Here is a 13,159-nt window from a genome sequence, read left to right as displayed (position 1 = left end):
TGCGGGTGATCGGCCGCAAGGTGAGTCTCGCCGGGGTCCGGCGCGGCTGGTTCTGGGTGCTGCGGACCACGCTGAACCGGGCGGTCATCCGGGCCGCGCGGCGCGGCCACGGCCCGTTCGCGCTCATCCGGCATACCGGCCGCAAGACCGGCAGACCGTACGAGACACCGATGCTGCTGATCCCGCACGGCGACGGCTTCATCGCGGAGCTTACGTACGGTCCGCGGGTGGCGTGGCTCCGCAACGTCGTCGCCGCGGGCGGCCACTGCACGGTGCTCCGCGAGGGCGTCACCTACCGGATCGACGCCGTCCGGCCCTGCGATCCGGAGGTGGGCCGGCGCGCGTTCGGCTTCCCCGCCGCCCTGGTGCTGCGCCTGGCGCGCCGCCGGGATTTCCGCCTCCTGCACGTGGCGACGCCTCCCGCGGGTGGCGGCGCGGAAATCGATCGCGCGGCGGGGTGAGCCTGTGTGATCGTGCCCGCGTGGCCCAACCGATCCTGCGCACCGACCGTCTGCTGCTGGTCCCGCTCGCGGACCGCCACCTCGAGCTGGAGGTCGCGCTCGACTCCGACCCGGAAGTGCTGCGCTACCTCTTCGGCCGGGCGCGGAGCCGGGACGAGGTGGCCGCCTCCCACGCGCAGCGGATGGCCCACGCCGGCCCGGTGGACGGCCTGGGCTTCTGGATGGCGTTCGCGGCCGACGGCGGGGAGGACGACTTCGTCGGGCTCATGATGCTGCCCCCGGCGCACGGGCCCGACCAGCCCGACGACCCCACCGTCGCCGAACTCGGCTACCGGCTGGCCCGCCGGCACTGGCGGAAGGGCCTGGCCAGCGAGGCCTCCCGGGCACTGCTGGCGCACGCCTTCGACACCGTCGGGCAGCGCCGGGTGATCGCGCAGACCATGACGGTGAACGCCGGCTCCCAGGGCGTCATGCGGGCCGTCGGGATGCGGTACGTGCGCACCTACTTCCCGTCCTGGGACGATCCGCTGCCGGGGGCGGAGTCCGGCGAGGTCGAATACGAGATGACCCGGGCGATGTGGGCCGGGCAGCGACGGTAGGCCGCGGCGCGGATGACAGACTTGGGGCCATGGGGCTGTTCACGGTGGCGCGGGCACGGACGGAACTCACCAGGCTGCGGCCGCTGCTCGACGAGCTCGTCGTCGTCCGGGCCGACCTGGTGGAGTTGTCCGCCGCCCTGTCCACGGACGGCGCACCGAGTGCGCTGGGCGGCCTCCCCGAGCAGAAGGCCGCGGAGGCCCGGCTCAACGAGCTGATGACCGAGGTGCAGGAGACCGGGGCGGATCTCAAGGGCGTGGCGCCGCTGCTCGTCGACTTCCCCGCCGACCTCGACGGCGTTCCGGTGCTGTTGTGCTGGCTGGAGGGCGAGCCCGAGCTGGCCTGGTACCACCGCCTCGACCTCGGCTTCGCCGGCCGGCGCCGGCTGCCCTGACCGCTCATTCCTCCGGCGGCACCAGCAGGGGGTGCCGGAGAGCGTCCCGTTCCGCCAGCCGCTGCACCGCCCGGCGGTATTGCGCCGCATTGATCTCGCCGGCCAGCAACTGCCCGGCGAGCACGCCTTCCAGCGTCTCCGGCACCCCCGGCGCGGGACTCCGGGCGGAGTCCTTCGAGGATTCCTCCGGGGCCTCGTCCGCCGTGTCCTTGACGGCCACCCAGGCGGTCGCCACGACGATGGCCACCAGAGTGATCGTCAGCAACACCATGAAGATCATCGTCGCCATCACCTCCCAGCACCATCCTCGGCCCGACAGGCCCCGTAGACCAGAGCCGAATGTCCCACCGGCATCCCGATCGACCTGCCGGACTTTCGTCCGTTCATTCAAAAGTTTGCTGCAAAGGAGACTATCTTTCGTCGAAATTGACGGCTAGCGTCCTGTCTCAGGCGTAACACGTGTGACACAAACCCCCTTGCGTCTCCCTACTCAGGCAGGTCCGGTGCTTCGGCGACACCGGGCCTGATGGTGCCCATCCCTCTGCACAAAGCAACAGGTGGAGAAGCCATGAACGAGCCTCAGTCCAAGCCCCCGCTCACCCGCCGTAGCCTGCTCGCCGCCTCCGCCGGAGCCGCAGCCGCCATCGGTGCCGTGGGTCTTCCCGTTCTGCAGACCGCGACCCCGGCGCTCGCCCACGGCAAGCTTCGGGTCGAACCGCTGATCCCGCAGCGCAACCGGGGCATCATCCTCTACAGCGTGCGGGACCGGATCGCCGCGGCGCCCGACGACTCCGGTGTCCCGTACGGCTTCGAGCGGGTGCTGGCCCGGCTCGCCGAGATCGGCTACAAGGAGATCGAGTTCGCCGGCTACAACCAGCACACGTCGATCCTGGGCCGGCAGATCACGCCGGCCGAGATCCGCAAGATCCTCGATGACAACGGTCTGGTCGCCAACGGCACCCACACCCAGATCAACCCGGCGACGTTCGAGCAGCAGCTGGACATCGCCGAGACGCTGGGCATGAAGCACATCGGCACCGGCAGCGATCCGACCGGCAGCGCCTACCCGGCGGACTGGGACGCGGCCGCGGACGTCTGGAACGGATTGGGCCGCGCCGCCCGCAAACGCGGCATCAAGCTCTACACCCACAACCATGACGCCGCGTACGGCTTCCTGCTCGACACCGGCCCGCTGGACGCCAACGGCAGGCCCACCCGCTCGTCCGGCGTCCGCAAGCTGGAGTACTTCTTCGGCAAGACCGACCCGCGGTATGTCTACTTCGAAATGGACATCTACTGGGCGTACGTGGCGCGGTTCAAGCACAAGGAATACACCGACAAGTGGGGCCGGGCGCGCACCGACATCTTCGATCCGATCCTGACGGTGGCGCCGCGGACCGAGCGGTTCCCGCTCTTCCACGCCAAGGACGGTGACCGGGCGCCGGAGCAGGCGAACGGCCACGTGATGGTGCCGCTGGGCGAGGGCGACCTCAACTTCCAGCAGTTCTTCGAGGTCATCGGCGAGCAGAGCTATCACCATGCCAACTGGGAGCAGGACACCGCACCGGGCGGTGCCGCCAACCCCGGGCAGTCGCTCGCCTTCGCCAAGACCAGCTACACCAACATGTCCGAGCTCACCATCTACCGCCACTAGGCCGGGGTGCCGTCGTGCTGCCTCTGCGAAACCCCATCAGGCGATGGCTGTCCGTCGTCTCGGCCGCCGCGCTCGCGGCGCCGTTCATCGTGGCAGGTCCCGCGGTCGCGCACCCGGGCCACGAGCACCACGACATCGATGTGCTGGTGTTCACCAAGACCGCCGGTGAGCGCCGGGCGTCGATCGACAAGGGCGTCAGCGTCATCCGCGCGCTGGGCCGGGACAACGACTTCCGGGTGACGGTCAGTCAGGACGCCGGCGTCTTCACGTCCGAGAGACTGACCAGATACGACGCGGTGGTCTTCCTCAACACCACCGGCGAGGTGCTCGACGCCGCACAGCAGGCGGCGTTCGAGGTCTACGTCCAGGCCGGCGGCGGCTTCGTCGGCGTGCACGCCGCGGCCGAGACCGAGCCGACCTGGACCTTCTACCACGACCTGCTGGGCGCCACGGCGACCAGCGCGTCCCCGGTGAGCCCGGCCGGGATCACGGTGCGGGACCGGGTGCACCCGGCTGCCGCGCCGATGCCACGGACTCAGAGCTTCACCGAGGAGTGGTACAACTTCACCATCGGCACGCCCCATGTGCTGGCCACCGGCGGCTCGGTGGGGCCCGACCAGCCGATCGCCTGGTGCCAGGACTTCCAGGGCGGCCGCTCGTTCTACACCGGACTGGGCCACTCGGCCGGGACGTATTCGGCGAGCGCCTTCCGCAAGCACCTGCTCGGCGGCATCCAATGGGCGTCCGGCCAGGTGGCCGGCGACTGCGGCGCCACCGTCCAGGGCAACTACGAGAAGGTCACGCTCAACGACGAGCCCGGCGAGCCGATGACCCTCGCCGTGCTGCCCGACGGCCGGGTGCTGCACAACACCCGCACCGGGCAGGTTCGGCTGTACACCCCGGCGACCGGCCTGAGCCCGGTGATAGCCGACATCCCGGTCTACACCCACGACGAGGACGGCCTGCAATCCGTGGCTGTCGACGCCGGCTTCAAGACCAACAAGTGGGTGTACCTCTACTACGCGCCGCGGCTCAACACCCCGATGGACGATCCGGCCACGCCGACGATCAACGAGGGCGACGCGCCGGCCACCAGCGCCGATCCGACCGTCTGGGACAAGTTCAAGGGCTACAACCAGCTGTCCCGGGTGAAGCTGGTCGAGACCCCGACGCCGCACCTGGACATGGCGACCGAGCAGCAGATCCTGCGGGTGAACACCGACCGCGGCAACTGCTGCCACGTGGCCGGCGAGGTCAAGTTCGACGCCGCCGGGCTGCTCTACCTGGTCACCGGCGACGACACCAACGCCGGCGGCTCGGACGGCTTCACGCCGATCTTCGAGGCGCCCACCCAGAGCCCCGCCTACGACGCGCAGCGCTCCGCGGCCAACACCAACGACCTGCGCGGCAAGGCGCTGCGGATCAAGGTCAGATCCAACGGCACGTACGGCATCCCGGCCGGGAATCTCTTCCCCGAGTGGCGGGACAAGGCCGGCCGGACCCGTCCCGAGATCTTCCTGATGGGCCTGCGCAACCCGTTCCGTTTCGAGGTGAGCGACAGCGGCTACGTCTACCTCGGCGACTACTCGCCGGACTCGCGGGTGCCCAGCGCGGCCCGCGGCCCCGAGGGCACCGGCCGGTGGATCGCCACGAACAAGGCCGGCAACTACGGCTGGCCGTACTGCTACTCGCCCGATCTGCCGTACCTCGACTACGACTTCGCCACCCGCACGTCCGGACCGCCGTTCAACTGCGCGGCGCCGGTGAACGAGTCACCGCGCAACACCGGCCTGACGCAGCTGCCGCCGGTGCGGGCGCCGCAGTTGACCTACACCTTCAACGCGCTCACCCCGTGCCCGTCCGCGTACCTGGCGAACCCGCCGGTGGCCTGCGACTTCAAGTGGCCGACGCTGGGCACCGGCGGCGTCGGGCCGATGGGCGGCCCGCAGTACGACTACAGCGCCCGCCTCGACTCGGAGACGAAGTTCCCGGCCTACTACGACGACGCCGTCGTCTTCGGCGAGTTCACCCGGGACCGGCTCTTCGCCATGCGTACCGACGGCAGGGACCGGCTGCTCGGCGTCGAGCCACTGCTGAACGGCTTCGTCTGGGACAACCCGATGGACATGGAGTTCGGCCCCGACGGGCACCTCTACGTCCTGGAGTACGGCAACGGCTTCTTCCGGGCCAACCCGGAGGCGCAACTGTCGATGGTCCGGTACGTGAAGAACGGCCGGTCCCCGGTGGCCAGGGCGGCGGCGACCCCGACGTCCGGCCGGGCGCCGCTGACCGTGCGATTCTCCAGTGCGGGCACCGCGGATCCCGACCCCGGCGACTCGGTCTCGCTCGGCTGGGACTTCACCGGCGACGGCACAGTGGACTCGACCGACGCCGAACCGAGCTTCACCTACACCGCGAACGGGGTCTACAACGCCCGGCTGACCGTCACCGACAGCACCGGCCGGACCGCGGTCGCCACCCGCACCATCACGGTCGGCAACACCGCGCCGGTGGTCGAGGTGGTCACGCCGGCCACGGGCTCGTTCTTCGACTGGGGCGACACCATCCCGTTCACGGTGCGGGTGACCGACCCCGAGGACGGCGTGATCGACTGCACCCGGGTCGAGGTGTCGCTGGTCATCGGGCACGATGAGCACGGCCACGGCATCAACTCCACGACCGGCTGCTCGGGCACGCTGCCGAGCCCGGCCGACGGCGCCGACCACGCGGGCGGCTACCTGTTCCTCGGGGTCAGTGCCACCTACACCGATCAGGGCGGCGGCGGGCAGCAAGCGCTGTCCGACACCGACCAGGCACGCGTCCAGGTGTGGCGGCAGCAGGCCGAGAACGCCCAGGCCAAGAGCGCCGTGGCGAGCGCGCTGACCAACGACGTGGACGGCGTGGCGCACCTGACCGCCATCGACAACAACGACCATCTCGCCTTCCGGCCGATCGACCTCGGCGGGATCGGCTCCGTCACGCTCCGCGTGGCCGGTGGCTCCGCCGCGACCGCGGGCAGCCCGCGGGCCGCGGTCGAGTTTCGGCTGGGCTCGCCCACCGGGCCCGTGGTGACCACGGCCACCGTACGGGCCACGGCGGGCACCGCCTTCTGGGAAAGCCAGACGTTCCCGATCAGCCATCCGGCAGGCGAGCAGGATCTGTACCTGGTCGTCAAGACCGTGCCGGGCGCCCCGGCCACCGGGCTCTTCAACCTGAACTGGGTGGAGTTCACGGCCGCGCCGTAACAGACGTGTGGTGGGCGGGGCCGGGCGCCGACCGGCCCCGCCCACCACCGCCATTTCCAGCCCCGTGGCCGGCGGGTCAGGCCGGCAGCAGCTCGGCGGCGGGCAGGCACGACTCGGCGCTGTCCCTGATGCCGGCCAACATCCGGCGTTCCCGCACCAGGCCGCCCGGCTCCAGCACCACGCGCTGCACCGCCCGGCCGACGATCGTGATCGCCCCGGCCGAGTGCACCGAGGTCCGGGGCACGCTCGCCGGCGCGGCTATCCGGTTCCGGCTGACCAGGCGGGTGCCGCCGCGCTCCGCGGACAGGCCGAAGATCCGGACCCGGGCGTGGTCCCGCGACCGGAAGGCCAGGGTTTGCGGAATGTCGCAGATCTCGACCCGCATGTCGGGCCCGGCCGGGCCCGGCGGCAGCACGTCACCCACCGCCAGCTGCGGAAACTCCGGCAGGACCGGCTCCGCGCCGCCGGCCATCCGCACCAGCCACGGCCAGACCGCCTCCGGCGGCGCGTCGATGGTGACGCCCCGGGTGGACACCACCTCGGGCGCGGGCAGCATGTCATCGCCGGGCATCGGCCGGCGGACCTCCTCGTCGGTGGCGCCGCAGGTCAGACACCATCGCCGGACGGACGGGGTGTAGCCGAGGGCGGCGATCAGCGCGGCGCCGGCCAGGACCTTGACGATCCGTCGCATGGTTTCCTCCTCGAACGTACGCCGCCTGAGGCCGTGCGTCCTTCCTACCGTCCCGGGCCCATCGACGAAAGGTCCCGTCGTGCCCGTCCGGGCCAAGGGCGAATGGCCCTTCCGGTCATCGGCCGTTAGGGCGATGCTGGACAGGAAACCCGACCGGCTCGCCTACCGCTGGAGGATCGCCATGAACGCCCACATCGGTGACCAGCTCGTCCTCGACGGCACCCACGTCGGCGACAGCCGCCGGACCGGTGTCATCACCGGACTGCCGCACCGCGACGGATCCCCGCCGTACCTGGTCCGCTGGCTCGACGACGGCCGCACCACGCTGATCTTCCCGGGCCCGCAGGCCCGGATCGAACCGCCGGACCCGTCGGAATCCGGCAGCGGCGCAGCCTGAGAGGCGCACCATGGTCACCCGGGTCGCAGCGCCACGATCACCGACGGTCGACGAGATGAGCGCGGCCGTCGTGCGGGAGCTGCACCAGCGGTTCCCGCGTTGTGCCGTCACCCGGCGCGGCCCGCACGACGGCGACCCCGCGCTGCTGCGGGCCGACGGCGGGGAGATCTCCTTGATCGGAACGCGCTGGGCCGAGGCCGACGGCCGTTCGACGCCCGTCGTGCTGGTGGGCGGGACGGCGCCGGCGCCCGGGCAGCCGGTGGTGGCGGCTGTCGACGACGACGCCTGCACCAGCCGCGTCGTCCGGTATGCCGCCGAGCAGGCCCGCCGGCTAGCCGTTCCGCTGCGCGTGGTGCACGTCTGGACCGGCCAGGACCGGGCGGCGCCGTGCCCGCGGACCAGATATCACGACGGTGCGTGCGACGCCGACCGGCTGCTGTCGGCGGTGCTGTACGACCACCTGCCGCAGGAGGAGGCCGACGCCGCCGAGCGCGAGATCCGCCACGACAGCGAGACGGTGCCCGCGCTCACGGCGTTGAGTGCGACGGCCTCGATGATCGTGGTGGCCGCCTGCAGCAGGCCGCTGCCCGCCGGCGAGTGCCCGCTCGGTGACACCGTGCGGGCACTCGTCGGCCGCACGGCCTGCCCCCTGGCCGTGCTGGCACCCGACCCGACCTGACAACGGTCAGCCGGCGGTGCCCAGGCGGTCGCGGAGGAATCGCAGGGCGCGCGCCTCGTCGAGGATGCCGCCGCCCTCGTGCCCGTTGTACGGCCAGACCTGCAGCTCCCGTTCGCCGCGGTATTCCTGGTAGGCCGCGCAGACCGTCGACGGCGGACAGACCGCGTCCATCAGCGCGACGGAGAACAACGCGGGCGCGCCCGCCCGGCGCGCGAAGTTGACCCCGTCGAAGTACGCCAGCGTCCGATGCACCCGCTCCACGCTGTCGCGATGCACGGCGAGGTAGTCGGCCACCTCCCGGTAGGGGTAGGCGTCGGTGATCCGGGTGGCCCGGGGAAAGTCGCAGAGGAACGGGACGAAGGCCACCGCCGCGGCCAGGTCGGACCGCAGCCCGGCCACCGCGAGCGCCGTTCCGCCGCCCTGGCTGCCGCCGACGACGGCCACCCGGTCCGGGTCGACCTGGTCGAGCGACCGGGCCGCGTCGACCGCGCGTACGGCATCGGTGAACAGCCGCCGGTAGTAGTAGTCGGCGGGGTCGCCGATGCCGCGGGTGAGCACGCCGGGCCCCTGCGGAGCGCCCGACCCGGGATCGGGGGTGTCGCCGGCGCTCCAGCCGGAGCCCTGCCCGCGCGAGTCCATCAGCAGGTGCGCGAAGCCGGCCGAGGACCAGAAGAGGTTCTCCAGGGCATTGCCCCGCCCGCCGCCGTAGCCGACGTACTGCACGACCGTGGGCAGCGGCCCGGTCGCGGCGGTGGGCAGCCGCAGCCAGGCCCGCACCTGCTGGCCGGCGAAGCCGCGGAAGGTGACGTCGTGGGTGACCACGGTGGTGAGCCCGGTATCGACCTCGGTCAGGCTCACGTCGAGGTCGTGCGTCGCGGCCTCGGCCAGGGTCTTCGCCCAGAAGTCGTCGAAGTCGGCGGGGTCGGTCTGCGTGCTGCGGTACGCGAGCAGTTCGTCGCCGGAGAGGTCGGTCAGCACCGGTGCGGTCCTCCTGAGCAATGGGTGACGGTCAACCTGAGCAGTGGACCACGAACGTCCTCAGCGGTGGGTGACGGGTCGTCCTGAGCGGTGGGTGACGGTCGTCAGGTGAGGGCGCAGGTCACCGCCGGCCGCGCGTTCGTGCCGTTCGACGAGGCCACGAAGCCGAAGGTGGCGGTGGCACCGACGGCCAGCGCGCCGTTCCAGCCGGCGTCCCGGGCACTGACCGCGGCGCCGCTCTGCACGACCGTAGCGTTCCATGCCTGGCTGATCCGCTGACCGTCGGCGAAGCTGAACGCCGCGCTCCACCCCGACGACGGCCCGGTGGCGCCGTTGCGCACGGTCACCTCGCCCTGGAAGCCACCGGTCCACTCCGAGACCACGCGATAGGCCGCGCCGCATCCACCGGCCGGCGTGGTCGGCGGCGTGGTGGGCGGCGTGGTCGGCGGCGTCGTCGGCCCGGTTCCGGCGAGGACCTTGGTGAGGGCGGGGTACCAGCGGTCGGCCATCTTCTGGAAGCCGGCGTTGTTCGGGTGCACCCCGTCGGTGTTGTCCGCGACCGCGTCGTAGCCGGTCCACAGGTCCGCGACGGTGATCGACGACCGTGCCGTCGTCAGGCCCGCGGCCCAGCCCGGGATCGCGTTGTTGAGCGCCACCACGTCGGCCGGGCAGGTGGCGCAGGCCGCGGCGCTCATCGGGATGATCTGCGCCACGATGATCTTCATGTCGGGGTTGTTCGCGCGCATCTGGCCGACCAGCTTGGTGAACGCGGCCAGCTTGTCCGCCAGCGGGAGGTAGCCGCCCCACATGTCGTTGGTGCCGAGATGCATCATGACGACGTCGGGCCGGGCCGCGGCCAGCCACGGCGGCAGCTGGTCGTTGGCGGCGATGCCGGTGGCCGAGTAGCCGCCGTGGCCCTCGTGGTCGGTGTCGTAGGTGTACCCGGGGTTGCAGCCGCCGCCGTCGGACACCCCGCCGACGAAGTCGACGCCGGTCTGGCCGGAGGTCTGCAGCCGCTGCCAGAGGACGGCGCGCCAGCACCCGGGCCCGGCGGTGATGGAGTCGCCGAGCGGCATGATCCGGACCGGGGCGGCGGCCGAGAGCGCGGGCCGGGCCGCCGTGAACGCCGGCACAGCGGCGACGGCGACGAGGGCCGCGGCCAGCAGGATCGAGCGGAACCTTCGCGACATGGTCGTTCCTTCCGATGCTGGGCGCGACAGCGCCGCGGGCCGCCCTGGCCGGCCGGCCCGTCACGGTGGGAGCGTGGCGGACCGGCCGGGTTTTCGGGGGCGGGATGGAGGTCTATGGGTTGACGGTCAGCAGGTGGGCCTTGAAGCCCTCGCCGTAGGTCTTGGTCGGGGTGCCGTTGAAGTCGTCGATGAGCACGTTGCCGCCGGTGCAGCCCCACGGGTTCCAGGTCCAGGCCGTATACCCGACGCCGTTGGCGTCCGCCCAGGCCATCACCTTGTCGATGTAGTCGTGCGCGCAGGTGTCCTGGCCGATCTCGCCCGCCTGCACCGGCACCTGCGCGGCGACGGCGCCGATCTGGCTGTCCCAGCAGGCGGCGGTGACGCAGGCGTTGAAGTTGTAGGTGTGCCAGGAGGCCATCAGGTTGCCGGTGCGGTCGGCCGGCTTGTAGGCCAGCCACTGGCTCAGGTCGTTGGTCCAGGTGAGGCCGGCGGTCATGACGACGTTGGTGGCGCCGGTGGCCCGGACCGCGTCGAGCAGGTCCTGCATGCCGGCGACCTCGTAGGTGATGCCGGTGCAGGTGCCACCGTCCCGCAGGCACTTCCAGGCGGCGGTCATGTCGGACCAGTTGTTGGAGGCGTCCGGATAGGGCTCGTTGAACAGGTCGAAGACGACCGCGTTGTTACCCTTGAACATGGTGGCCACGCCGGTCCAGAACTGCGGCGTGTACTGCATGGTCGGCATCGGCTTCTGGCAGGTCGCGTTGACGTCGGCGCAGGCCGAGATGTTGCCGGTGTACTGGCCGTGGGTCCAGTGCAGGTCGATGATCGGGGTGATCCCGTTGGCGGCCAGCGCGTCGGCGTAGGCCTTGACCTCGCTCTGATACGCCGCGCCGCTGGGCGAGCCGGAGAGGCCGAGCCAGCAGTCCTCGTTGAGCGGGATCCGCACCGCGTGGATGTTCCAGGCCTTCATCGCGTCGATGCCCGCCTGGCCGGTCGGGCTGCCGTCCCACATGCCCTTGCCCTGCACACAGGCGAACTCGCCGCTGGACCGGTTGACACCGAGCAGCCGGTAGGTCTTCCCGGCGGCGGTCACCAGCTTGTTCCCGGAGACGTGCAGCGCCGGCGCCGCACCACCCGGCGGCGGCGTGGACGGAGGAGTGGTGGGCGGGGTCGTGGGCGGGGTCGAAGGGCTGCCGTTGCAGGCACGGCCGTTGATGCTGAACGAGGTGGGCGGCGGGTTGCTGCCGCTCCACGAGCCGGTGAAGCCGAGCGACGACACCGTGCCGCCGGTGGGCACGGCGCCGTTCCAGCCCAGGCTGGTGGCGGTGACGTGGGCACCGGACTGGGTCCAGGTCGCGTTCCAACCCTGACTGACCTGCTGGGTGGCGCCGGGGAAGTCGAACTCCAGTTTCCAGCTGGTCAGCGGGTCGCCCAGGTTGGTGAACGACACACCGCCCTGAAACCCGCCCTGCCACTGGCTGACCACCGTGTAGGTGGCGGAGCAACCGGTGGCGGCGGCCGACGCGGTGGACACCGCCGCCGTTCCGCCTGCGATGACCAGGACGGCGGCCGCCGTAGCCACGAGGGCGACGCGGTGCTTCATCGAGGCTCTCCTCTCCGGGACGCGATGCGTGGGTATCAATATGATGGGAGCGCTCCCAATAGAGTCCGGCATGTTTCTTAGGTAAGTCAAGATATGAACTTCACTAACTTAAGCGACTTAATAATGGGTCGCACCACGAGCCGGCGAGGACCACGGGCCGCCTCGCCACCTCGCCGCCTCGCCATCTCGGCCGGACGGCGGATCGGACGACAGCCCCGGCAGACCTAGGCAGGTCAGGACCCAGGCGGTCAGCCGCGCAGGGACGACTGCAGCACCAGGGCGGCCGCGCCGGTGGCGGAGGCGGTCGCCGCGGCCAGCGACACGGTGACCGAGACGGACCGTCGCCAGGTGCGGGCGCTGGCCGCCGCGATCCGGTCGGTGATCGCGGGACCGTACACGAACGACGCCGCGGCGAACCCCGGGCCGGTGAGCACGAGCAGGTCGACGTCGAGCAGATTGACCACCGACTCGGCGGCCGCGGCGACGTAACGGGCCGACTCCTCCAGCAGCGCGCGGCAGCCGGGCGCACCGGCGCGCGCCGCGCGGGCCACGGCGGCGAAGTCGGCGATCGTGCTCCGCCGCGCGGCCCGCTCCAGCCCGGCCTCACCGGCGGCCACCGGATCGGCCAGCGCCGCCTCGACGACCACCTGCGGCCCGGCGAGAGCCTCAAGACACCCGCGGCTGCCACACCAGCAGGCCGGGCCGTCGACCTGAAGGCAGAGGTGGCCGAACTCGCCGGCGTTGGCGTGCCGGCCCCGCAGTGCCACGCCGTCGAGCACGATGCCGGCCCCGATGCCACTGCCCATGTAGAGCGCGGCGAACGGCCGGGTGGCCTCGACCCGGGCCACCCAGTACTCCCCGACGGCGGCGGCGGTCGCGTCATTCTCCACCAGCACCGGCCAGCCCGTGGCCTCGGCCAGCCGCCGGTCGAGGTCGTCACCGTAACGGCCCGACAAACCCGACCCGCCCAGCACGCCCGACCCATCCGACAAACCCGACACGTTTGGCAGGCGCGACCCATCCGGCAAGCCCGGCCTGCCCGATACATCCGGCAAACCCGACACGTTCGGCAAACGCGGCTCATCCGACAAGCCCGATACATCCGGCAGGCGCGACCCATCCGGCAAGCCCGGCCCGCCCGATACGTCCGGCAAACCCGACACGTTCGGCAAACGCGGCTCATCCGACAAGCCCGATACATCCGGCAGGCGCGACCCATCCGGCAAGCCCGGCCCGCCCGATACGTCCGGCAAACCCGACACGTTCGGCA

Annotated in this window: 13 protein-coding genes; 7 read left to right on the top strand and 6 right to left on the bottom strand. The window is 71.6% G+C overall.

The genetic code is table 11. The annotated features are described in order from the left end of the window. The first annotated feature begins 5 nt into the window (after positions 1-5). Genes DMB66_RS43205 through DMB66_RS43195 form a run of 3 tightly spaced genes read left to right on the top strand, consistent with a single transcriptional unit; the run spans position 6 to position 1,452 of the window. Entirely contained in the window at positions 6-461 is a 456-nt protein-coding gene (locus DMB66_RS43205) for a nitroreductase/quinone reductase family protein (protein WP_233625256.1), read from the top strand. 20 nt (positions 462-481) lie between these two features. Further along, the gene (locus DMB66_RS43200) at positions 482-1,060 is read left to right on the top strand and encodes a GNAT family N-acetyltransferase (protein ID WP_125809918.1); all 579 of its coding nucleotides are present in this window, start codon (positions 482-484) and stop codon (positions 1,058-1,060) included. Between the two features lie 29 nt (positions 1,061-1,089). After that, the gene (locus DMB66_RS43195; RefSeq protein ID WP_125809917.1) at positions 1,090-1,452 is read left to right on the top strand and encodes a DUF2203 domain-containing protein; all 363 of its coding nucleotides are present in this window, start codon (positions 1,090-1,092) and stop codon (positions 1,450-1,452) included. Positions 1,453-1,456: 4 nt separating this feature from the next. Here DMB66_RS43195 and DMB66_RS43190 read toward each other — a convergent pair whose 3' ends face one another. Further along, the gene (locus DMB66_RS43190; RefSeq protein ID WP_125809916.1) at positions 1,457-1,744 is read right to left on the bottom strand and encodes a hypothetical protein; all 288 of its coding nucleotides are present in this window, start codon (positions 1,742-1,744) and stop codon (positions 1,457-1,459) included. Between the two features lie 276 nt (positions 1,745-2,020). Here DMB66_RS43190 and DMB66_RS43185 point away from each other — a divergent pair, with 276 nt between their 5' ends. Both DMB66_RS43185 and DMB66_RS43180 read left to right on the top strand, forming a co-directional pair. Beyond that, entirely contained in the window at positions 2,021-3,106 is a 1,086-nt protein-coding gene (locus DMB66_RS43185) for a sugar phosphate isomerase/epimerase (RefSeq protein WP_125809915.1), read from the top strand. Positions 3,107-3,120: 14 nt separating this feature from the next. Beyond that, on the top strand, positions 3,121-6,351 hold the full coding sequence (locus DMB66_RS43180) for a ThuA domain-containing protein (RefSeq protein WP_125809914.1): 3,231 nt from the start codon (positions 3,121-3,123) through the stop codon (positions 6,349-6,351). Between the two features lie 76 nt (positions 6,352-6,427). Here DMB66_RS43180 and DMB66_RS43175 read toward each other — a convergent pair whose 3' ends face one another. Beyond that, complete coding sequence (locus DMB66_RS43175; protein ID WP_125809913.1) at positions 6,428-7,042, bottom strand: SRPBCC family protein; 615 nt, start codon at positions 7,040-7,042, stop codon at positions 6,428-6,430. A gap of 133 nt (positions 7,043-7,175) precedes the next feature. Here DMB66_RS43175 and DMB66_RS43170 point away from each other — a divergent pair, with 133 nt between their 5' ends. Together DMB66_RS43170 and DMB66_RS43165 are read left to right on the top strand one after the other, a co-directional pair. Beyond that, positions 7,176-7,439: a DUF1918 domain-containing protein gene (locus DMB66_RS43170; protein ID WP_233625255.1), complete on the top strand. Its 264-nt coding sequence runs from the start codon at positions 7,176-7,178 to the stop codon at positions 7,437-7,439. 55 nt (positions 7,440-7,494) lie between these two features. Next, a complete protein-coding gene (locus DMB66_RS43165) occupies positions 7,495-8,118 on the top strand; it encodes a universal stress protein (RefSeq protein WP_158647557.1) in 624 nt (207 codons plus the stop codon). A 6-nt stretch (positions 8,119-8,124) separates the two neighbouring features. On the opposite strand, the gene DMB66_RS43160 is transcribed toward DMB66_RS43165, so the two are convergent. The 4 genes from DMB66_RS43160 to DMB66_RS43145 all read right to left on the bottom strand — a co-directional run bounded on the left by DMB66_RS43160 (position 8,125) and on the right by DMB66_RS43145 (position 12,881). Then, positions 8,125-9,096, bottom strand: a complete 972-nt coding sequence (locus DMB66_RS43160; protein ID WP_125809911.1) for an acetylxylan esterase — start codon at positions 9,094-9,096, stop codon at positions 8,125-8,127. Between the two features lie 104 nt (positions 9,097-9,200). Further along, entirely contained in the window at positions 9,201-10,286 is a 1,086-nt protein-coding gene (locus tag DMB66_RS43155) for a cellulose binding domain-containing protein (RefSeq protein WP_125809910.1), read from the bottom strand. Between the two features lie 112 nt (positions 10,287-10,398). After that, positions 10,399-11,889 carry a cellulase family glycosylhydrolase gene (locus DMB66_RS43150; protein ID WP_125809909.1) on the bottom strand — a complete coding sequence of 497 codons (1,491 nt, stop codon included), beginning with the start codon at positions 11,887-11,889 and terminating at the stop codon, positions 10,399-10,401. Between the two features lie 248 nt (positions 11,890-12,137). Beyond that, positions 12,138-12,881, bottom strand: a complete 744-nt coding sequence (locus tag DMB66_RS43145; protein WP_233625254.1) for an ROK family protein — start codon at positions 12,879-12,881, stop codon at positions 12,138-12,140. Positions 12,882-13,159: the final 278 nt, after the last annotated feature.

This window comes from Actinoplanes sp. ATCC 53533, from assembly GCF_003947245.1.
The sequence above is the reverse complement of the archived record's forward strand: the minus strand, read 5'-3'. Positions and strand labels throughout refer to the sequence as shown.